The sequence below is a fragment of the Pseudochelatococcus sp. B33 genome (genome assembly GCF_053570585.1).
Genome location: NZ_JBSEFH010000003.1, coordinates 310,032 through 331,954 on the forward strand (window position 1 = coordinate 310,032; position 21,923 = coordinate 331,954).

The window sequence follows — 21,923 nt, forward strand, 5'->3', positions numbered from 1 at the left end:
GCGACCGAAGGCGGTGCCGGACCTCGGCTTCACGTCATCGGTTGTCGAGGTGCTCAATGCGCTCCGCTGACCGTCCGGAAAGAATGCGCGGGGGCAACGCCGGCAGGAACGAGGCTCCAAGCGCCTCGATCTGCGCATGGATCAGGGCCGCGGCGGGCGAAAGACGCGTCGCGGCGGGATGAACGAGAAACCACTGGCGCATCAGCGGCAGGCCCGCCACGTCCAGCGCGACCAGCCTGCCCGCCTGCAATTCGTCCATCACCGTATGCAGGGACAGAAAGGCGATGCCGAGGCCAGCCATAACCGCCTGCTTGATTGTCTCGTTCGAGCCCATGACGGTGAGCGCGAAAACCCGACCTTCTGCCTGCGAGTCCAGATAGCGCGTCATCAGGATACGCGTGCCGGAGCCCTCTTCGCGGGTGATGAGGGGCTGATCGAACAGATCCGACACCGTCAGTCGCCGACCGGCCAACGGGTGGTCGGGGGGTGCGATAAATCCGTGGGGATGCGGTCCGATGAGCGTCGAGACGACCTCGGGCTGGCGCGGTGGGCGGCCCATGATGGCCAGATCGATGGCCTGACGTTGGAGATCGGCGATGATGCCGCCGCGGTTGGCCTCGATCAGGGCGATGTCGATGCCCGGTAGTAATTGTTTCAACTGCGCCACGAGGCGGGGGACGAAATACTTCGCAGTGGACACCATGCCCAAGGTGACGTGGCCGGCATGGCCGGATTTCAACGCAGCGACCTGAGTGACGCAGGCTGAAAGCGCGACTTCGATCCGGCGCGCGGCCTCAAGCACGGGTGCGGCCTCGGCCGTCGGGGCAGATCCGCCGCCGTGTTCCGCCCGCTGCAGAAGCGGCACGGTCAATGCAATTTCAAGCCCCCGGATCTGGGCGTGAACGGCGGGTGGCGTCAGGCCCATCCTCTCCGCCGCAGCGGTAATGGACCCTGTCTCCGCCACGGCGATGAGTGCGCGCAACTGGCGAAGGGTCACGGCATCGGCACGGGGCATTAAATTTTCCTGAATGATCTATGTATTTTTTTAAATATCATCAAATGTCGGAATGCTGCAAGCTTGAATCCAAGAAGAACAGATCGGGAGGAAAGCATGGTGCTGGAGACTAGGCTCACTGTGCCGGAACATCTGATTCCGCTGCAATACCGGAATGTTGTCGACAGGATCGCAGGCGTCGTCGCGGATCTTTCGCGCCGCATCGCAAGCAGCGGCCCCGATGAGGCACTGGGCAGGCAAGCGGAAGGCGACAGGGGCGGCGGGGACGTGCAAAAGGCACTGGACGTCATCGCCGATGAAGCGTTCCGCACCGCGCTGGCCGGGTCGCAGGTGCGGTTCCTCGTTTCCGAGGAGCAGGAGGAGGCGCTAACGCTCAATCCCGAAGGCAGCCTCGCACTGGCCATCGATCCGCTCGACGGATCGTCGAACATCGAGGCCAACGCCCCTATCGGCTCGATTTTCGCCATCTATCCCGCGGGCGCCAGCCCAACGGACAGTTTTCTGCGCCCCGGACACGAGATGCGCGGCGCCGGTTACGCCATCTACGGGCCACAGTGCTGCCTGATGCTCTCCTTCGGCAACGGCGTGCAGAAGTATCTGCTCGATCCGGAAACGCGTAATTTTCGCCTTGCCGAGAATGGATTGAGCATCGCGCGCAAGTCCTGGGAATTCGCCATCAACGCATCGAACTACCGCCATTGGTCCCGGCCCATCCGGGCGTGGGTTGATGATTGCATGGCGGGCGCAACGGGTCCGCGCGAGCGGAACTTCAACATGCGCTGGCTCGCATCCCTCGTCGGCGAGACGCACCGTATCCTGACCCGGGGTGGCGTATTCCTTTATCCCGCCGATGCACGGCGCGGCTACGAGCGCGGACGTCTGCGCTATCTCTACGAATGCGCGCCGATCGCTTTCATCGTCGAACAGGCCGGCGGGCATGCCACCGATGCGATAAACCGCATACTTGATCACACCCCGCAAAGTCTGCACGAGCGCAGCCCCTTCGTCTTCGGTTCCACCGACAACGTGGCACGCGTGGCCGCCTACCACGACTTGCCCGAGGCCGAGACGACCGCGCTCTTCGGCAACCGCAGCCTGTTCCGCACCTAAGGAAATCCTGGAGGAAGTTCCATGAGCATCCGCTATCCGATCATTTCGGTCACAGGGTCGTCGGGAGCCGGCACGACCACGGTCAAGCACACCTTCGACCAGATCTTTCGCCGCGAGGGGATCACCTCCGTTTCAATCGAGGGGGACGCCTTCCATCGCTATGATCGCGAGGCGATGAAAGCCGAACTTGCCCGCCGCACGGCCGCGGGCGACCTGACCTTTTCGCATTTCTCCCATGAGGCGAATGAACTTGCGGAACTTGCCCGCGTCTTCCGCCGGTATGGGGAGACGGGAACCGGCCACACGCGCCATTACGTCCATGACGAAACGGAGGCGGCGCGTTATGGCGCCCCGCAAGGCACGTTCACTGAATGGAAGCCGTTCGAGGAAGGGTCGGACCTGCTGTTCTACGAAGGGCTGCACGGCGCGGTGGTGAACGACGAAATCGATCTCGCCCGATGGGCGGATCTCAAGATCGGCGTGGTCCCGGTCATCAACCTTGAATGGATTCAGAAAATCCACCGCGATCGGGCCCAGCGCGGCTATTCGACCGAGGCCGTGACGGACGTGATCCTGCGCCGGATGCATGCCTACGTGCATTGCATCTGCCCGCAGTTCGCCGAGACCGACATCAACTTCCAGCGGGTGCCGGTCGTCGACACGTCGAACCCGTTCATCGCGCGCTGGATCCCCACTGCGGACGAAAGCCTCGTCGTCATCCGTTTCAAGAACCCGCGCGGCATCGATTTCCCTTACCTCATCGCAATGATCCACGGATCCTGGATGAGCAGGGCGAATTCCGTCGTGATCCCCGGAAACAAGCTGGATCTTGCCATGCAGCTGATCCTGACGCCACTGATCATGCGGCTGATCGAGCGCAAGAAGCGGGCCTGAAGGAGCAGATCATGAATCCTCTTTTGTCGACCGCCGACGAGCGGCTGATGGCGCATGCCTTGCGGATCCTGGCCATGGACGCCGTCGAGAAAGCGAAATCCGGCCATCCGGGAATGCCGATGGGCATGGCCGACGTGGCGGCGGTGCTGTTCAACCGCTTCATCAAGCTGGACCCAGCAGCCCATGACTGGCCCGACCGCGACCGCTTCGTCCTTTCGGCCGGCCACGGCTCGATGCTGCTCTACGCGCTGAACCACCTGCTGGGCTATCCCGATATGGGCATGGACCAGCTGCGCGCCTTCCGCCAATGGGGCAGCCGCACAGCGGGCCATCCGGAATACGGCCACGCCAAGGGGGTGGAGGTGACGACCGGCCCGCTCGGGCAAGGCATCGCCACGGCAGTCGGCATGGCGCTCGCCGAGCGCTTGGCGGCGGCGCGGTTCCCCGATCTCGTCGACCACTACACCTATGTGATGGCGGGTGACGGGTGCCTGATGGAAGGTATCAGCCAGGAGGCGATAGACCTCGCCGGCCACCTGAAACTGTCGAAGCTCATCGTTTTCTGGGACGACAATGGCATCACCATCGACGGCGACACCGCGCTGTCGACCTCTGTGGATCAGGCGGCGCGCTTCCGGGCTTCGGGCTGGAATGTCCTGTCCTGCGACGGTCATGCGCCCGCCGAGATCGCTGGCGCCATTGACGAAGCCCGCCGCGCAGACCGCCCCACCATGATCGCCTGTCGCACCATCATCGGCTATGGCGCACCTAACCGGCAGGGTGGGCACGAGGTTCACGGCGCGCCACTCGGCCCCGAAGAGGTCGCCGCCGCCCGTGAGCGACTGGGCTGGCAAGTTCCCCCGTTCGAGGTCCCGCCGGAGATCTACGCCGCCTTCGCGCGCATCGCCTCCCGTGGGGCCGACGCGCACGAGGCGTGGGCGGCGCGGTTGGCCACCTCCACCGATCGCGCCGCCTTCCTGGCCCACCAGGCGCGCAATCCCGCCGCGCTGAATGCGGCGATGGCGGATCACAAGGCGAAACTCGTCGAAGAACGCCCGAAAATCGCCACCCGCAAGGCGAGTGAGCTGGCTCTCGAGGTGGTGAACGCGGTCCTGCCCTTCACCATCGGCGGTTCGGCGGACCTCACGGGTTCGAACCTCACCCGGACCCGGAACCTAGCCACCGTCACTGCGGAAGATTTCAGCGGCCGCTATATTCACTGGGGCATCCGGGAACACGGCATGGCGGCTGCCATGAACGGCATCGCGCTGCACGGACTGTTCCGCCCCTACGGTGGCACCTTCCTCGCCTTCGCGGACTACTGTCGCCCCGCGATCCGCCTCGCCGCGCTGATGGGCGTGCCCACGATTTTCGTCATGACCCATGACTCGATCGGCCTCGGTGAGGACGGCCCCACCCATCAGCCCGTCGAGCATCTGGCGAGTCTGCGGGCTATTCCGAACCTCACCGTGATCCGGCCCTGCGATGCGGTCGAGACCGCCGAGGCATGGGAGATCGTGCTCGCGACACGCGACCGACCCGTCCTGCTCGCCCTGTCGCGGCAGAACCTGCCGACCCTGCGTGGGCAAGCGGACGAGAACCTGACCGCGCGCGGGGGCTATCTGATCCGCCGACCTGACAGGCGCGACGTGACGCTGATCGCCACCGGCTCCGAGGTCGAGATCGCGACAGCTGCGGCCGATCGGCTCGCAGCCGAGGATATCGAAGCGGCTGTCGTCTCCCTCCCCTCGTTCGAGCTCTTCGCGACCCAGGACGCGGACTATCGGCACGCCATCCTTGGCGACGCTCCCCGCATCGGCATTGAGGCAGCGATTCGTGTGGGCTGGGAAGCCGTGCTGCGCCACGACGATGCGTTCATCGGCATGACGGGTTTCGGCGCCTCGGCTCCCGCGGCCGAACTCTACCGGCAATTCGGCATCACCGCCGACGACATCGTTCGTGCGGCAAAGGAAGCGAGAAGAACATGACCATCGGACTTGGCGTCAACGGCTTCGGCCGTATCGCAGGCCACGGGAGGCTCCTGTGATCCACTCCCTCGCCGATATCGATGTCGCCGGCCGCAGACTCGTCGTGCGGGCGGATCTGAACGTGCCGATGCAGGACGGGCGGATCACCGACACGACCCGCATCGATCGCTTCGCGGCAGGGATGCGCCCGCTGCTGGCGCAAGGCGCGGCGCTGGTGATCCTGTCGCATCTGGGCCGCCCGAAGGGGCGCACTGTCGCGCAGTTCAGTCTGCTGCCCCTGCGCGAGGCGCTTGAGACGGCGCTCGCCGCGCCGGTCGGCTTCACCGGACTTCGCGACGCCGAGGAGGCGGCAGCCGAGGTGCGTCCCGGTACGGCACTACTGGTCGAGAACCTGCGCTTCGATCCGGGCGAGGAGGCGAACGACCCGAAGTTTGCCCGCCGCCTCGCGGCGCTGGGCGACTTCTACGTCAACGACGCCTTTTCCTGCGCCCACCGCGCCCACGCGTCGACCGAGGCGATCGCCCATATCCTGCCCGCTGCGGCCGGGCCGCTGATGGCCGAGGAAATCGCCACGCTGCATGCCGCTCTGGATGCACCGGCACGGCCGTCGGTCGCCATCGTCGGCGGCGCCAAGATATCGACCAAGATCGACGTGCTGCGGCATCTCGTCGGCAAGGTCGATCATCTGATCGTCGGCGGCGGCATGGCGAACACGTTTCTCTTCGCCCGGGGCGCGCCGATGGGCAAGTCGCTGCACGAGGCAGAACAGGCCGATACGGTGAACGAGATCATGCATCTCGCCGCCCGGTCCGGCTGCACCGTCCATCTGCCTTCCGACGTCGTGGTGGCGCGCGAGTTCCGCGCCCTCGCCCCCGCGCTGAGCCTGCCGGCCGAGGAATGCCCTGACGATGCGATGATCCTCGACGCGGGGCGCCTATCGGTCGCGGCCTTCCAGCGGGTGCTGGACGGGGCGGCGACGATCCTCTGGAACGGGCCGCTCGGTGCCTTCGAACTGCCGCCCTTCCACGCGGGCACGACGATGCTCGCCCGCCATGCCGCGGAGCTGGTCAAGGCGGGGAAGGCGGTCGCGGTCGCGGGCGGCGGCGACACGGTGGCCGCGCTGAACACCGCGGGCGTCACCGGCGATTTCACCTACGTCTCGACGGCCGGCGGCGCATTCCTGGAATGGCTGGAGGGGCGGGAACTCCCCGGCATAGTTGCCCTGACGCGCGCGAGTGAAAGCGTCTGATTGCGAAAGGGTCTGACAGCGAAAGGGTCTGACATGGCACTCATCACACTGCGCCAGCTTCTCGACCATGCGGCTGAGCACGGCTACGGCGTTCCCGCCTTCAACATCAACAACATGGAGCAGGGCCTCGCCATCCTGGAGGCGGCCCGCGCGGCGGACGCGCCGGTGATCCTGCAGGCGAGCCGCGGTGCCCGCTCCTATGCCGGCGACCTGATGCTGCGGCGGATCGTCGAGGCATTGGCCGAGACCTATCCGGAGATCCCGATCTGCCTGCATCAGGACCACGGCGACAACGAAGCCACCTGTCTGACTGCGATCCGTCACGGCTTCACCTCCGTCATGATGGACGGCTCGCTGGAAGCCGACATGAAGACCCCCGCCTCCTACGAATACAACGTGGCGATCACCGAACGCGTCGCGCGTGCCGCGCACTGGGTCGGCGCCTCGGTCGAGGGGGAACTGGGCGTGCTGGGCTCGCTGGAGACCGGCGAGGGCGAGGCCGAGGACGGCCACGGCGCCGAGGGCAAGCTCGACCATGCGCAGCTGCTCACCGATCCCGCCCAGGCGGAGGACTTCGTGGCGAAGACCGGCATCGACGCGCTCGCCATCGCCTGCGGCACGTCGCACGGCGCCTACAAGTTCTCCCGCAAGCCCGATGGCGAGATCCTCGCCATGCACGTCATCGAGGAGATCCACCGGCGCCTGCCCAATACGCATCTCGTGATGCACGGCTCGTCGAGCGTGCCGCAGGAGTTGCAGGACATCATCAACGCCAACGGCGGCCAGATGCCCCAGACCTTCGGCGTGCCGGTGGAGGAGATCGTGCGCGGCATCCGCCACGGCGTGCGCAAGGTGAACATCGACACCGACTGCCGCATGGCGATGACCGCCGCGTTCCGCCGCGTCGCGTTCACGAACCCGCACGAGTTCGACCCGCGCAAGTTCCTCAAACCCGCCATGGACGCCATGGCGAAGCTCTGCCGCGAACGGTTCGAGGCTTTCGGCAACGCCGGCAACGCTTCAAGGATCGAGCCGATTCCGCTCGACGAGATGGCGAGACGCTATGCCTCGGGCGCCCTCGCGCCCGCCCGTACCAATGCAAGAGCCGCCTGAAACCTGAAAGGAGACAATAAAATGACCAAGATAAAGGAGCTCAGGGGCAAGGAACGCTACCAGGCCGGCGTCCTGAAATATGCCCAGATGGGTTACTGGAACGGCGATTATGCGCCGAAGGACACCGACCTGCTCGCGCTCTTCCGCATCACCCCGCAAGACGGCGTGGACCCGATCGAGGCCGCGGCCGCCGTCGCCGGCGAGAGCTCGACCGCCACCTGGACCGTGGTCTGGACCGACCGCCTCACCGCCGCCGACCAGTACCGGGCCAAAGCGTACAAGGTAGAGCCGGTGCCCGGCCGGCCCGGCGAGTACTTCTGCTACGTCGCCTACGACCTCATCCTGTTCGAGGAGGGATCGATCGCCAACCTCACGGCCTCGATCATCGGCAACGTCTTCAGCTTCAAGCCGCTGAAGGCCGCCCGCCTCGAGGACATGCGGCTGCCGGTGACTTATGTGAAGACCTTCAAGGGGCCGCCGACGGGCATCGTCGTGGAGCGCGAACGGCTCGACAAGTTCGGGCGGCCGCTGCTCGGCGCCACCACGAAGCCCAAGCTCGGCCTTTCGGGCAAGAACTACGGCCGCGTGGTCTACGAGGGCCTGAAGGGCGGCCTCGACTTCATGAAGGACGACGAGAACATCAACTCACAGCCCTTCATGCACTGGCGGGATCGGTTCCTCTATTGCATGGAGGCAGTGCACAGGGCGAGCGCCGAGACCGGCGAGATCAAGGGACACTATCTCAACGTCACCGCCGGCACGATGGAGGAAATGTACCGGCGGGCGGAATTCGCCAGGGAACTGGGTTCAGTCATCGTGATGGTCGACCTCATCATCGGCTGGACGGCGATCCAGTCGATCAGCGAGTGGTGCCGCGCCAACGACATGATCCTGCACATGCACCGTGCCGGCCACGGCACATACACACGGCAGAAGAACCACGGCATCAGCTTCCGCGTCATCGCCAAATGGCTGCGGCTCGCCGGCGTCGATCACCTTCATGCCGGCACGGCGGTGGGCAAACTGGAAGGCGATCCGCTGACGGTGCAAGGCTATTACAACGTCTGCCGGGAACTCAGGAACGAGGTCGACCTGCCGCGCGGCATCTTCTTCGCACAGGACTGGGCGGATCTGAAGAAGGTCATGCCGGTCGCCTCGGGCGGCATCCACGCCGGGCAGATGCACCAGTTGCTCGACCTGTTCGGCGACGACGTGGTGCTGCAGTTCGGCGGCGGCACCATCGGCCACCCGATGGGCATCCAGGCCGGCGCGACCGCCAACCGCGTGGCGCTGGAGGCGATGGTGCTGGCGCGCAACGAAGGCCGCGACATCAAGTCCGAAGGTCCCGAGATCCTGCGGGCCGCGGCGAAGTGGTGCAAACCGCTTGAGGCCGCCCTCGATACCTGGGGCAACATCACCTTCAACTACACCTCCACCGACACGTCGGATTTCGTACCGACCGCCGCCGTGAGCTAACAAAGGAGGCCGACATGCGCATTACTCAAGGTTGCTTCTCCTTCCTGCCCGATTTGACCGACGAGCAGATCTGGGCGCAGGTCGAATACTGCCTCGGCAACAACTGGGCCGTGGGCATCGAGTTCACCGACGACCCCCACCCCCGCAACACCTATTGGGAGATGTGGGGCAATCCGATGTTCGACCTCAGGGATGCCAGAGGCGTGATGCTGGAGCTGGAGGAATGCCGCAAGGCACACCCGCAAGCCTACATCCGCCTCAACGCCTTCGATTCCACCCGGGGTTTCGAGACGGTGACGATGAGCTTCATCGTGAACCGCCCGAAGAACGAACCCACGATCCGCATGGTGCGGACCGAGGTGAACGGAAGGTCGATCCACTACACGCACGAAGTCGTGCGCTGACGCCCGCCCGGGGCTGCCCCGGGGGGACTTCCCTCCCCCCGGGGATCCGGCGGCAACTTGCGAGAGCGAGGGAACGAGCATGGAAGGGGAAGACGCCGCAACCGTCGATCGCAACACCGAGAGCGTGGACCTGCGCGCCGAGTTCGAGAGTGCCGGCGTGCGCGAGGTGCTCGACGAACTCGACCGCGACCTGATCGGGCTCGCGCCCGTGAAGGCGCGGATACGCGACACCGCTGCCTTCCTGCTGGTCGACCGGGCGCGGAGGCGGATCGGGCTGACGCAGGAAGTGCCCACGCTGCACATGTCCTTCACCGGCAATCCGGGCACCGGCAAGACCACGGTTGCGCTGAAGATGGCAGACCTCCTGCACCGGCTTGGTTATGTGCGGAAGGGCCATCTCGTCAGCGTCACCCGCGACGATCTCGTCGGCCAGTACATCGGCCACACTGCCCCCAAGACAAAGGAAGTCCTCAAGAAAGCGATGGGCGGGGTGTTGTTCATCGACGAGGCCTATTACCTCTACCGCCCCGACAACGAGCGTGATTACGGACAGGAGGCAATCGAGATCCTGCTGCAGGTCATGGAAAACATGCGCGACGACCTCGTCGTGATCCTGGCGGGCTACGCCGGCCGGATGGACCGGTTCTTCCAGTCGAATCCCGGCTTCCGGTCCCGGATCGCGCATCACATCGACTTTCCCGATTATACCGACGCGGAACTCGGGCAGATCGCCAGGTCCATGCTATCCGCGCAGGGGTATAGCCTGTCTCCGCAGGCGGAGGACGTGATGGCCCGCTACATCGAGCTGCGGCGGGCGCAGCCGCACTTCGCCAATGCCCGCTCGATCCGCAATGCCCTGGACCGGGCGCGCCTGCGGCAGGCGAGCCGGCTGTTCGACCGTGTCGAGGGTCCGGTGGATGCGGCGATGCTGTCGACCATCGAGGCCGAGGATATCGCAACAAGCCGCGTTTTCTCGGGCGGCCTGAACATCGGAGATCGCCATGATTCACCGCAAGATCACTGACCGCAAGATCCTGATCGCGCCCTCGATCCTGTCAGCCGATTTCGCGAGCCTGGGGGCGGAATGCGAGGCCGTCGAGGCGCAAGGCGCCGACTGGATCCACGTCGATGTGATGGACGGGCATTTCGTGCCCAACATCACTCTGGGTCCGGCCATCTGCGCCGCGATCCGGCCGCACATCAAGGGGGTGATGGATGTCCACCTGATGATTGCCCCGGTCGACCCCTATGTCGAGGCCTTCGCGAAGGCGGGAGCCGATATCATCTCGGTCCATATCGAGGCGGGGCCGCACACTCACCGCACGCTCCAAGCCATCCGCGGGGCGGGCTGCAAGGCCGGGCTCGCCATCAACCCGGGCACGGGCCTCGACGGGGTGGACCATCTGCTGGACATGGTGGACCTCATCTGCGTCATGACGGTCAATCCCGGCTTTGGCGGACAGAACTTCATCCGCTCCCAGATCGAGAAGGTGCGCCGCCTGCGAGCCCTGATCGGCAACCGGCCGGTGCACATCGAGATCGACGGCGGCGTCACTCCGGAAACCGCGCCGCTGGCGGTCGAAGCCGGGGCGGACGTGCTGGTGGCGGGCTCGGCGGTATTCCGGGGCGGCTCCGTCGCCGAACCCGCGGTCTATGGGGCGAATATCCGCGCCATCCGGGCCGCCGCCGAAGTGGCGAGGTCAGCGGTATGAAAGCGCTGATCTTCGACATCGACGGCACGCTGGCTGAAACGGAGGAACTGCATCGGGCGGCCTTCAACCATGTCTTCCCGGACTTTGGCCTCGACTGGCACTGGGACCGCGACACGTACCGTGCGCTCCTGACCACCACCGGCGGCAAGGAGCGGATCGCGCGTTTCGCCCGGGAGAGGGATACCGCTAAAGTGCCTGTCGCCGCGCTGCATGCGGAAAAGACCCGCACGTTCGCCCGGTTGATCGAAGAGGGCATCGCATTGAGGCCGGGTATCCGTGACCTGATGGCCGAGGCGCGGGCAAGCGGGCTATGTCTCGCGGCAGCCACCACGACCAGCCCGGAAAACGTCGAGGCTCTTTGCCTCGCTGCCTTTGGCCAACCGGCCGAGCAGGTCTTCGACGTCATCGCCGCGGGCGACATTGTTGCCGTGAAGAAACCCGCCCCCGACGTCTACCTGCTGGCGCTGGAGCTGCTGGGCGTGGATCGGCACGAGGCAGTGGCCTTCGAGGATTCGGCAAACGGCGTGCGGGCCGCGCGCGCAGCGGGACTGGCCGTCGTCCTGTCTCGCGGCTATTACACGCTCCACGAGCCGGCGGGGGACGCGACGCTCTGCATCGGCAGCTTTGCCGATCTCGGCGGCTTGAGCGGGCTGCGGTTCCGGCTGGAGGCACTGACATGAATATCCTCTTCGACCTCGACGGCACGCTGGTCGACAGTGTGCCCGATATCCATGCTGCGGTGAACCAGATGCTGGAGGCGGCCGGTTATCGGGGTCTGGACCTGCCAGCGGTGCGCGGCTTCATCGGCGAAGGGACGGAGATGCTGACCCGCCGTGTGATCGCCGCAGTCGGCGCGGACCCGGCGCAACTCGACACGTGGCACCGGTCCTTTCTCCATCACTACACGGCCGTCATGCTGCGCGACACCCGGCCCTATCCGGGAGTCGCGGAGGCGCTGGCGGAACTGCGGGCACGGGGCGACCGCCTGGCTGTCTGCACTAACAAGCCGGCGGCCCAGTCAAAGGCCATTCTGGCAGCAACCGGGCTTGCACCCCTCTTCAACGCGGTGGTCGGCGGCGACACCCTGCCGCAGCGCAAGCCTTTACCCGAGCCGCTCCTGCACGCCAGCGCCCTTCTGGGCGACGCCCCGACGGTATTCGTCGGCGACAGCGAAATCGATGCGGCTGCGGCGGAAGCGGCGGGAATGCCGCTTTTCCTGTTCACCCGCGGCTACCGCAAGGCACCGATAGACACCCTGCCCCACCTGGCGGCGTTCGACCGTTTTGCCGATCTGCCGGATTTGATCGCGGCGATATCGCCGGCGTGAATGCGCTCCGGCGTTCGGTCGAGGTCAGCCACCCTCGTGCCCTATCTTCTCATGTCGATGACGACAACGCTGGCATTGTCGGGAGCGCCATTCTTCAATACCGTATCGATAACGGCATCCGCCGCGTATTGGGCCGAACCGGCCGCAGCAACGATTTGGTACGCTGCTTCGGTATCGAGTACATCGAAAACGCCGTCGGAACCGAGCACCAGGAAAAGATCATCGCCCTGCCGTTCGAGCCGGACAGTTTCCGGTTCATCGCCGATGGCGGGCCTGAAGGGAAACAGGCCAAGCGCCCGCGACAGCGAGATGCCGCTGCTCCGGCTGACGTCCGGAACAAACACACGCAAGGGACCCCACGGGACAGCCTCCCCGCTGTCAAGCCACCTTTGCTCCCGATGCACGACACCTCCGTTCGCCGCGATGCGAGCGGCTTCGTCGTCGCGGCCCGGGTGATGCCTGTCTACGAGGGGGACGGCGGAATGCCCGGTCCCGGCATCGGTCTTTCGAAACAGATAGGCAGGCGAGTCCCCAAGCCACGAAACCAGCAGGTCGTTGTCACGCAGTAAGGCAACGACCGCTGTACTTCCACACTCGATCGGCGGTTCGATCGTCCGCAACGCGGCATCCACGATCTTGAACGCATGTCTTACCGCGGCCTCACCATCTTCGGCGTTCTTCGTCAGTTCGTCGATCAAGGCCATGGCAAATCGTCTGGCCGAAAAGGCGCTGGTGCGAGGCCCGCGCAAGCCGTCGAACACGCACGCAACGAGGGCATCGGGGGTTTTCAACACGCAAACCGCGTCCTCCATGCTCGTTCGCACCTTCCCGATGTCGCTCGCGGTCCCGACGCCGTCGATATCGGCGTGCTCGCGTCTTGTCTGCTTTTCGAGTGCGGCCTGGCCGAGCGATTTGTGCCGCGGAGAACCGGCTTTCAACAGCTCGACAATTTCCTGAAACTCCGGCCGATCGTCGGGATTCGTAGCCCAGCACCTCGACGCGAGATGTTTCAAAGCCTCGTCTTCGTGAAGCCAATTGGGCCGAAGTTCCTCATTGACCACCTTGTCCGCAAATTCCGCTCTGGTAATCGCCCCGGGCATGCTGGTGGCGACATTGGAATGAGGCCGGGCTCCGCCGTGCGCGACCTCGAACATCAGAATTCCAAAGGCGTAAACGTCGACCTTCCTGCTGTATTTCTGCCAGGCCAGCAATTCCGGCGCCATGTGAAACACCGATCCGACGGGCTCCTGCAGAAATTCTCCATCGGACAACTCCACGGCACGATCGAAATCAGCCACTTTCGGTCTCACGCTCCTCCCATTCCCGGCATCCGGATCTTCGTCGAACATCAGAATGTTTTCGGCCTTGAGGTCTCGATGAATGATGTTCAGCGAATGAATGTTCGCCATGCTCTCAGCTATCTGCGCGAGAATTGATCGTGTCAATTCGGTCTCGACCAGCCTGCGGTCTCCCCGCGCCTTGTCGAGCAAGAACCTGTCCAGTGGCCCTGCATGAGAACGCTCCAGTACGCGAACGAAGTGGTCCTCCGTCCCGGAAACCCCCTCCAGTTGCACGATGCCGGACGGATCTTCGATTGTGTATAGCCGTGAATATGTGTCGACCTCATTGAAAGCCAGTAAAGAATTTTTCCAGGGACTGAATTTGTACAACAATGATGGGAAGGCATCGTCCGTGACGATAATCGTGCCGTTGGGCAACCTGCGGCCGACAGGAGATGGCGGGTGCGGGAGATAGGCCAGCGCAACCCGTTGGTTCACGCTGGCCGGTATGTGAAGCACGAGACGTGACGGCGACATGGTGATGGCCTGCCAATGGATGCGAAACGATGCGTCGATTCTCGACAAGCAGCGCCGGGAAGCTGTCCGAACGCATCGAGAACCACCCTGGCCCAGCTACCCTCGGATCGGTGCCCGCTTCTTGGCCGGAAGCCGACTTTGTCCGGCCAGCGTTTCTCAGGCCAGAACAAAATATAGGATGGAGCGAAGGCCGGCAGCAAGATCACTTCCGGCACCGCTGCCGATCAAACGGCAGACGGCCCGGAGCCACCGTTGATCGCGGAACATGCATGAATCTTACAGCCCCAGCAACTTCATGGCATTGCCGCCGCATATCGCCGTCTTCACATCGTCGTCCAGGGCCGCGCCCATGACATGGCCCACAGGGTCACTGTCGGCCATGTCGTAGGGATAGTCGGTTCCCATCACCACGTGGTCCGGCCCGACCAGCCTCACCAAGGCTTCGAGCTGCTCGTTCGAAAATACCACCGTGTCAAAATAGATGCGCTTGAGATAGGTGGTGGGCGGATGAGGTATCACCTTCACATCCGAACGTGCGCCCCAGGCGTGATCCATGCGCGCCGAATAGGCCGCCAGATACCCTCCGCCATGGACGGCAAGGATCTTCAGATCCGGATGACGCTCCAGAACGCCGTCGAAGATCAGGTAGCTGATGGCGATGGTCGTCTCGAGCGGATTGCCGATGATGTTGTTGAAATAGAATCGCGACAGGCGCGAGGCCTCGGTGAAGCCGTTGGGATGCAGCAACACGACGGCGCCTAGTTCCTCCGCCTTGGCCCAGAAGGGCGCGAATTCGGGATCGGAGAGTTCCTTGCCGGCGACGTTGGTGAGGATCTGGACGCCCTTGTGCCCGAGCTTCATCACATAGGCCAGCTCCTCGGCAGCCATATGGCCATCCTGGAGCGGGACGGTGCCGAGTGCGACGAAGCGGTCGGGACGGCCGGCGACATATTCGGCGAGTCCTTCGTTCACGATGCGGGCCGCCTTGCCGGCAATGTCGGCGGAAACCGTGGTATAGCACTGGCCCGGCGGAGGCATGATGAGCTGCTGGTCGATGCCGGCAGCATCCATGTCCGCAAGGCGCTCGTCATACTGTGTGATGCGCGAGGCACGGTCCCTATCTTGTACTTGGTTGACGGCCTTGGTTTCCGGCGAACTGAAATGGGCGAGCGGGACAGTAGACATGTCGAGATGACTGTCTACAACCTTGGCCGCTTCCGCTACCGCGACGTGGGAATGAATATCAAAAGTCAGGCTCCGGGGACGGGTCGTCGCGGCATGGCTGCGGCCAGCCGTAGGGCCGTAGGAATTCCAGATATCGGTCATTGGACTAGGGATCCTGCAAGTAGGCGTTAGAATACGCCGAGGTGATGGGAGATAAGATGATGGTCGGTGGCGGCGGAGGCCGCCGGGCCGGAGAACATCACCTGTCCGGTGTTGATGATGACGATGTCGTCCGCGAGGTTCAGCGTCATCTTGATGTTCTGCTCGACAAGAACAATGGACAGCCCCTCCGCCTTCAGCAGGGCGATGGTGCGGCCCACGTCGGCGACGATCTGGGGAGCCAATCCCTCGGAAGGCTCGTCCATCAGGAGCACGCGCGGATTGCCCATGAGCGCACGACCGATGGCGAGCATCTGCTGTTCGCCGCCGGAAAGTGAACCCGCAAACTGGGCCTGTCGCTCCTTCAGCCGGGGGAAAATGTCGAACACACGCGCGAGCGTCCAGGCGGCTCTGCCCTCGTGCTGCTGTGCTGCCACCTGGAGATTTTCCTTCACGGTAAGGGAACGGAAAATGCGCCGGCCCTGGGGCACGAGGCAGATGCCCTTGCGTGCGATGGCCTCGGGCGTGCAGGTGCTGATCATCTCGCCCGCGAGCGTGATCGTGCCGCGCCTGGGCGACAGGAAGCCCATGATGGTGCTCATCGAGGTCGTCTTCCCCGCACCATTGCGCCCGAGCAGCCCCAGAAGGCGTCCCTCCCCGAGAGAGAAGCTGATGCCATGCAGGACATGGCTGTCGCCGTAATAGGCGTGCACGTCGGAAAGCTGGAGGATTTCATTCGCCAAGATAGATCTCCCTCGTGCGCGGATCGGCCACGACGTCAGCTCGGGTACCCTCAACGATGACCTGGCCGAAATGCAGCACGGTAATCTGCTCGGCGAAGGCCAGCGCCACGTCCATGTCGTGCTCGATCATGAGGATGGTGACGTCGCGCGGGATGGCGGTGAGCAGATTGCTCACCGAATTGCGCTCGTCCTGGGAGAGGCCGGCCAGCGGCTCGTCCAGCAGCAGCACCTTGGGCTTCTGGGCCAGCGCCATGGCAAGCTCCAGCCGCCGCCGCTCGCCATAGGAGGTTTCCTTCACGAGCCGGTGGCCGCTCTCGCCCAGCCCGACCTGTGCCAGTACTTGCTGGGCAAGGTCGAAAAGATCGCTCCGCCTGCGCAGCAGGCGCCAGCAATCCCAGCGCTCGGTCCTGAGACCGAGCAGCGCGAGCACCACGTTGTGCAGCAGCGTGTCGTCGGGGAACAGGGTCAGGATTTGGTAGGTGCGCGCCAGACCTTTGGCAACGCGGTGCCGCGTGTGGAGCTTGACCAGCTCCTCGCCGAAAAGGCGGATGGATCCGGCGTCGGGCCTGAGGTCACCCGTGATCTGGTTGAACAGCGTGGTCTTGCCCGCGCCGTTCGGACCGATGATGAGGCGCCGCTCGCCGGCAGCGACGCGCATGGATACCTCGCGGGTGACGGTGAGGCCGCCGAATTTCTTGGAGAGACCGGTGATCTCGAGCGCAGGAAAGTTCATGATGCCTGCTCCGCCGAGCGCATGCTGACGGCCGGCGTGGCCGCCCCGGGTTTACGCCGGCGCGTCCAGAGCTTCTGGAAGCCCGGGACAAGGCCGGTCGGCATGAAGATCACCGCCAGCACGAAGATGAGGCCCAGCAGCGCATTCCAGCGTTCGACGTAGGTGGAGGCGACGTTCTTGACGAGCGTCACGACCACCGCGCCGACCATCGGCCCGGTGAGGGTCGAGGCCCCTCCCAGAATGGTCATCAGCAGGACCTCGGCCGACTGCTGCAGCGAGACCGCATACGGGCTGACGAACTTCTGATAGTAGACGAACAGCACTCCCGCGACAGCAGCCCAGAAGCCCGACATGACGAAGGCGGCCCAGCGGATCATCCATACATTGTAGCCCAGCATGCGCATGCGCCGCGGCTGGTCCTTCGCGCCCCGCAGTGCAGCCCCGAAAGGCGAGTTGACCACGCGCCATATGACGTAGACCGAGGCGGCGAACACGATCAGCGAGAAATAGTAGAAACTGCTGGCGCTATTGATGGAGATGCCGAACGGCTCCGGCCGTGCGGGAAAGCGCATGCCGTTATCGCCCTGGGTGAGGTTGACCCACCGATAGGCGACCCCCCATACGATCTGTCCGAGGGCAAGTGTGATCATGAGGAAGGACAGCCCGCTCGCCCGAAGCGCCAGTACGCCGAAGAACGCGGCGGCAGCGGTCGCGATCGCCACGGCGCCGGCTGCGGCGGAGACATGATCCCAGCCAGCCACGGTGTAGAGCCATGTCACCCCATAGGCGGCAATGCCGAAATAGGCGGCATGGCCGAGCGATGTCATGCCGCCATAGCCGACAATGAGATTGAGGCTCACCGCAAACAGCGCATAGCAGAGGATCTGACTTGACAGGTTGATGAAGAAGTCGCTCATCACGAAGGGTACGAGCGCCAGCGCAACGAGAGAGACGGGAAAGGCGATGCCAAGCCGGTTCATTGGCGTGCCCCTGCAAACAGGCCCTCGGGCATCAGCACGAGCACCGCGACCATGGGAAGGAAGAGGATGACGTAGGCGAAATCGGGGAACAGGGCCGTGCCGAAGTTGTAGATGAAGCTCACGGTGAAGCTGCCGACAAACGCACCCAGGAGGCTGCCGACGCCCCCCAGGATGACCACCACGAGAGCCAGCGGCAGCATGTCCTGGTCGAGACCCGGATAGGCCTGCATGATGGGCCCGCCGATGGTGCCGCCGAGGCCGGCGAGCGCCGCGCCCAGCATGAACACCATCATGAACAGCATCGAGACGCGGATGCCGACGCCGCGCGCCATCTCCATATCGTCGACGCCGGCACGGATCATGGCGCCCAGCCGGGTTCGCTCCATCAGCAGATAGAGCAGCAGCGCCGCCACAACAGCGATGGCGAGCACCACCAGGCGATAGGTGGGAAAGGCGTAGCCCATGAGGAACAGGGGCGGGCGCAGCCAGGCCGGCGCAGGCACCGGCACGGGATCACCGGTCCAGATCATGAGACACAGATCAGCGATGATGAAGGATACGCCCAGCGTCACCAGCACCTGGCCCTGGGTGTTGCCCGCCAGCCTACGCAGAAGGCCGCGCTCCAACAGAACTCCGAGCGCGCCGACCGCAAGGCCGCTGGCGAGAGCCGCCAGCCAGAAATTGAGCCCCCAGATCATGAAGGTCGCGCCGAAATAAGCCCCCAGCATGAAGAAAGCGCCATGCGCGAGGTTCGGCATGCGCATCAGGCCGAAGATGAGTGAGAAGCCCGATGACAACAGGAACAGCAGCCCGCCGAATGCGATGCTGTTGAATGTTTGGATCAGCCAGAACTGCATTCTGATCTTCCTCTGGAGAGCGCTTGCCCGGAAGCGTCATGGAGCCGGGCAGCCGCCGGGCCTAGCCTGATCCCGTGCCGCCGCAAATGCCGTTGGCGGTTGGCGTATGGCGCGGCGGCGGGCGGCGTCGGTTCGCGGCTGATGGCGTGAAGGGGCCGCCCGACCGCCGGGCGGCCCGAGCGTAATCTTCAGTTCTCCAGGTTCCTCGCCGGCGGATAGTCCCGCGAGTAGACCGGCTCCTTGAGGTATTCCTGCGGATTATATATCCAGAACTGGCTTACGTTTTCATAGGTCTTGATGACAGTATTGACGAGGCGCCCGTCTTTCTTCTCGACTCGCCGGATATAGACATTGCCGATTATATTGCCCAAGTCATCGAAGGCGATGGGTCCGCGGCAGGTGTCATCCACCTTGACGGCGCGCAACGCGTCCATGAAAGCGCGCTTTCCTCCCGTGCCGCCGGTCGCCTTGAGAGCTGCCTCGATCACGGAACAGCCCGCATGGGCGGCCGCAGCGTAATAGCCAGGGTCGACCTTGTATTCGCGACGCATGTCCTCGACGAGCCGCTGGTTGGTGGGGATGTCGAGGGCGGCGGAATAGTTGCTCACCGAAATGAGGCCGATGGCGTCGTCGCCCATCTGCTGGAGCAGGCTTTCGTCGAACGCGGTCATGCCACCCAGCAGAGGCAGCCTGTCACGCAGGCCATATTCGTTGAACTGCCGGAAGAAGCGAAAGCCGTTGGATCCTGCAAAGGCCGCGAACACGCCATCCACGTCGGTCAGGATCTGCGCAATGTAGGTGCCATAGTCCGGCACGGCCAACGGCGGCCACAACTTCTGCACGACCTTGCCGCCGTCTTCCTCGAATACCCGCTGGAAGCCCGCATTCTGTTCATGTCCATAGGCGAAGTCGTCGGCGATGATGGAGCATCTCCGATAGTTGAGCTCCTTGGCCGCGTAGTGGCCTATGACGTGGGTGCACTGCGAGGAAGTGGCCGTACAGCGCACGAACCATGGATTCGCCAGGCGCTGGGTCATGTCGTCCGCCGCCGCGATTGAGACAGTGGGCGTCTCTGTTTCCCGGATATAGTCGTCGAGCGCCAATGCCTCCTGGGTGGAGAGCGGGCCTATCATCGCCGAGATCCGGTTGCGCTCCACCAGTTCCTGCATCTTCGTGCGGGCCACTGCCGGCGCGCCGCCGGTATCCATGGTGATGAGCTCGACCGGAACGCCACCCAACACATTGTTGCGTTCCTTCATGAAGAGGGTAACGGCCTGCTCCATCTGAATGCCGCCCGATGCGAGCGGTCCGGTCTTCACGGTCATGAAACCGATGCGGACGGGTTCGACCTGCGCACGAATAGCCGGCGCTCCAATCGTGGCCAGCCCGACACCGGCGCCGATGCTTTTGATCATGCTTCGCCGATTTATGATCATTTACGTCTCCCTGAGTGTTTCCTGTTATCTATTATCTTTTTGTTTTCTACGATCTTCTGCTTCTCTTGCAGGCAGTCATACATGCCTGCGCGGCGTCTTTACCGCATGGAAACCTCTATACATTCCCGACATCTAGTTCAGTCGAAGGTCCCGCATTTCAGCCTCGAACCAGTCGAACGGCTCGTTGCTCATGTTTACGGTAACGGCCTTCGTGAAGAAGTAATGGTCGAAGGCTTCCTGCCCGAATTCACGTCCCGTGCCGGACGCCTTCACACCACCCCACGGTGAAGAAATGTCTACCCGGTGGTGATCGTTAATCCAGATGATACCTGCCTCAAGTTCTTCCGCGAAGCGATGGGCACGGGCAATATTCTGGGTGCGCACGGCCGCGGCGAGGCCATAAATGGAGTCGTTCGCAATGCGCAGTGCTTCTTCTTCCGTGTCGAAAGGCATCACGACAGTGAACGGACCGAACACTTCTTCACGGGCGATACGCATGTCGGGACGAACATCCGCAAAGACGGTCGGCTCCACGTAAAAACCGGCGGAGTTCTGCATGTTCCGGGGAACGCCGCCGCCAGCCACCAGGCGGGCGCCTTCATCCAGACCGATTTTCACGAAATCGAGCACGCGGGCGCGCTGTCGCTCGGAGATGACCGGTCCCATCTGGGTGGTTCGGTCAAAGGGATCGCCGACCCTGATCGATTTCGCTTTGGCTGCAAGTTTCTCGACGAATTCATCGTAGACGGTGCGCTGAACAAGATGACGCGCGGCGCACACGCAGGTCTGGCCGGCGCCGATAAAGGCGCCAAAAGCCGCATAGTCCACCGCCTGATTCACGTCAAAGTCGTCGAACACGACGACGGGGGCCTTGCCGCCCAGTTCCAGGGTCTGGTGAGCGAAATTGCGCGCCGCAGCGGCGCCCGCCAGACGGCCGGATTCCGTTCCGCCGGTGAGCACGAGTTTGTTGATGTCCGGATGGCTCGAGAGGGCCTTGCCCGTCGTGGCGCCAAGGCCGGTGACAATGTTGAACACGCCTGGCGGCAGTCCGGCCTCAATGCAGATCTCGGCAATCCGCAGCGTGGTGAGGGGCGTGTATTCCGAGGGCTTCACCACGGTTGTGCAGCCCGAGGCGAAAGTGGGTGCGAGATTGCGCGATGCGATCAGCAGCGGATGATTGAACGGCGTCACATTCGCCACCACCCCTACCGGCCGGCGCAAGGTGTAGGTGAGGTAATCGCCCTCGACAGGGATGGTTGCATCGCGTCGCGAGAGCGCAAGGCCGGCATTGTAGCGGAAGAGATCGGGAACCTTCTTGAGCTGGGCGCGGGTCTCGCGGGTCGGTCGACCGTTGTTGAGGGATTCCAGCTCGAACAGTTCGTCAAGATACTTTTCCAGCACGTCGCCGATCTTGTAAACAAGTTTCGCCCGTGTGCGATCCGACATCTTGCGCCAGTCGGGACCCTCGAAGGCGTGGCGGGCGCTCCGGATGGCCGCGTCCACGTCCGCGTCGGTGGCGTGCACGGTGTGGGCAATGATTTCACCGGTATTCGGCGCGTGAATGGGGAAGGTCTCGCGGTTACCGACGGGCTGTTCCTCGCCATCGATGAACAGACCCCGAACCGGCGGCGAGGTAGGGGAATGAAGAGTAGACGAAATCACTTCATTCATTGACGGTTCTCCCTGACATGACTGTTGCGGTTCTATTTTTGATGTAAAAGTGCGCTGTAGCTTGGTCCGATCGAT

General features: G+C 63.9%; 20 protein-coding genes. 11 read left to right on the forward strand and 9 right to left on the reverse strand.

All coding sequences use genetic code 11. The features are described 5' to 3' along the window. Positions 1–34 precede the first annotated feature (34 nt). Positions 35–1,015 (reverse strand): LysR family transcriptional regulator, encoded by a 981-nt coding sequence (locus ACUSIJ_RS04955; RefSeq protein WP_449307256.1) that lies wholly within the window; start codon positions 1,013–1,015, stop codon positions 35–37. Positions 1,016–1,111: 96 nt separating this feature from the next. Here ACUSIJ_RS04955 and ACUSIJ_RS04960 point away from each other — a divergent pair, with 96 nt between their 5' ends. The 11 genes from ACUSIJ_RS04960 (at position 1,112) to gph (ending at position 12,288) form a co-directional block, all read left to right on the forward strand. Further along, positions 1,112–2,125, forward strand: coding sequence for a class 1 fructose-bisphosphatase (locus ACUSIJ_RS04960; protein WP_449307257.1), 1,014 nt, complete (start codon positions 1,112–1,114; stop codon positions 2,123–2,125). 21 nt (positions 2,126–2,146) lie between these two features. Then, on the forward strand, positions 2,147–3,019 hold the full coding sequence (locus ACUSIJ_RS04965; RefSeq protein ID WP_449307258.1) for a phosphoribulokinase: 873 nt from the start codon (positions 2,147–2,149) through the stop codon (positions 3,017–3,019). A gap of 11 nt (positions 3,020–3,030) precedes the next feature. Next, positions 3,031–5,007 carry a transketolase gene (tkt, locus tag ACUSIJ_RS04970; RefSeq protein ID WP_449307259.1) on the forward strand — a complete coding sequence of 659 codons (1,977 nt, stop codon included), beginning with the start codon at positions 3,031–3,033 and terminating at the stop codon, positions 5,005–5,007. Between the two features lie 55 nt (positions 5,008–5,062). Further along, a complete protein-coding gene (locus ACUSIJ_RS04975; protein ID WP_449307260.1) occupies positions 5,063–6,256 on the forward strand; it encodes a phosphoglycerate kinase in 1,194 nt (397 codons plus the stop codon). A gap of 33 nt (positions 6,257–6,289) precedes the next feature. Continuing rightward, positions 6,290–7,369: a class II fructose-bisphosphate aldolase gene (fba, locus tag ACUSIJ_RS04980; RefSeq protein WP_449307261.1), complete on the forward strand. Its 1,080-nt coding sequence runs from the start codon at positions 6,290–6,292 to the stop codon at positions 7,367–7,369. Positions 7,370–7,390: 21 nt separating this feature from the next. Continuing rightward, entirely contained in the window at positions 7,391–8,845 is a 1,455-nt protein-coding gene (locus ACUSIJ_RS04985; protein ID WP_449307262.1) for a form I ribulose bisphosphate carboxylase large subunit, read from the forward strand. A 14-nt stretch (positions 8,846–8,859) separates the two neighbouring features. Next, entirely contained in the window at positions 8,860–9,249 is a 390-nt protein-coding gene (locus ACUSIJ_RS04990; protein WP_449307263.1) for a ribulose bisphosphate carboxylase small subunit, read from the forward strand. A gap of 79 nt (positions 9,250–9,328) precedes the next feature. Then, a complete protein-coding gene (cbbX, locus tag ACUSIJ_RS04995; RefSeq protein ID WP_449307264.1) occupies positions 9,329–10,273 on the forward strand; it encodes a CbbX protein in 945 nt (314 codons plus the stop codon). Then, a complete protein-coding gene (rpe, locus tag ACUSIJ_RS05000) occupies positions 10,251–10,961 on the forward strand; it encodes a ribulose-phosphate 3-epimerase (protein ID WP_449307265.1) in 711 nt (236 codons plus the stop codon). The genes cbbX and rpe overlap by 23 nt, the downstream gene beginning before the upstream one ends. Then, positions 10,958–11,641 (forward strand): HAD-IA family hydrolase, encoded by a 684-nt coding sequence (locus tag ACUSIJ_RS05005; RefSeq protein ID WP_449307266.1) that lies wholly within the window; start codon positions 10,958–10,960, stop codon positions 11,639–11,641. The genes rpe and ACUSIJ_RS05005 overlap by 4 nt, the downstream gene beginning before the upstream one ends. Continuing rightward, positions 11,638–12,288 (forward strand): phosphoglycolate phosphatase, encoded by a 651-nt coding sequence (gene gph / locus ACUSIJ_RS05010; RefSeq protein ID WP_449307267.1) that lies wholly within the window; start codon positions 11,638–11,640, stop codon positions 12,286–12,288. The genes ACUSIJ_RS05005 and gph overlap by 4 nt, the downstream gene beginning before the upstream one ends. 41 nt (positions 12,289–12,329) lie before the next feature. Here gph and ACUSIJ_RS05015 read toward each other — a convergent pair whose 3' ends face one another. From ACUSIJ_RS05015 to ACUSIJ_RS05050, 8 genes are all read right to left on the reverse strand, one after another. Next, positions 12,330–14,153, reverse strand: coding sequence for a bifunctional serine/threonine-protein kinase/phosphatase (locus ACUSIJ_RS05015; RefSeq protein ID WP_449307268.1), 1,824 nt, complete (start codon positions 14,151–14,153; stop codon positions 12,330–12,332). A 228-nt stretch (positions 14,154–14,381) separates the two neighbouring features. Then, the gene (locus ACUSIJ_RS05020) at positions 14,382–15,431 is read right to left on the reverse strand and encodes an amidohydrolase family protein (RefSeq protein WP_449307269.1); all 1,050 of its coding nucleotides are present in this window, start codon (positions 15,429–15,431) and stop codon (positions 14,382–14,384) included. A 26-nt stretch (positions 15,432–15,457) separates the two neighbouring features. After that, entirely contained in the window at positions 15,458–16,171 is a 714-nt protein-coding gene (locus ACUSIJ_RS05025) for an ABC transporter ATP-binding protein (protein ID WP_449307270.1), read from the reverse strand. Beyond that, positions 16,161–16,904, reverse strand: a complete 744-nt coding sequence (locus tag ACUSIJ_RS05030) for an ABC transporter ATP-binding protein (protein ID WP_449307271.1) — start codon at positions 16,902–16,904, stop codon at positions 16,161–16,163. The genes ACUSIJ_RS05025 and ACUSIJ_RS05030 overlap by 11 nt, the downstream gene beginning before the upstream one ends. Continuing rightward, on the reverse strand, positions 16,901–17,884 hold the full coding sequence (locus ACUSIJ_RS05035) for a branched-chain amino acid ABC transporter permease (protein ID WP_449307272.1): 984 nt from the start codon (positions 17,882–17,884) through the stop codon (positions 16,901–16,903). The genes ACUSIJ_RS05030 and ACUSIJ_RS05035 overlap by 4 nt, the downstream gene beginning before the upstream one ends. Next, a complete protein-coding gene (locus tag ACUSIJ_RS05040; RefSeq protein ID WP_449307273.1) occupies positions 17,881–18,741 on the reverse strand; it encodes a branched-chain amino acid ABC transporter permease in 861 nt (286 codons plus the stop codon). Before ACUSIJ_RS05040 ends, ACUSIJ_RS05035 begins: the two co-directional genes overlap by 4 nt. A 188-nt stretch (positions 18,742–18,929) precedes the next feature. After that, a complete protein-coding gene (locus tag ACUSIJ_RS05045; protein WP_449307274.1) occupies positions 18,930–20,177 on the reverse strand; it encodes an ABC transporter substrate-binding protein in 1,248 nt (415 codons plus the stop codon). 132 nt (positions 20,178–20,309) lie between these two features. Then, positions 20,310–21,848 (reverse strand): aldehyde dehydrogenase, encoded by a 1,539-nt coding sequence (locus ACUSIJ_RS05050; protein ID WP_449307275.1) that lies wholly within the window; start codon positions 21,846–21,848, stop codon positions 20,310–20,312. Positions 21,849–21,923 lie beyond the last annotated feature (75 nt).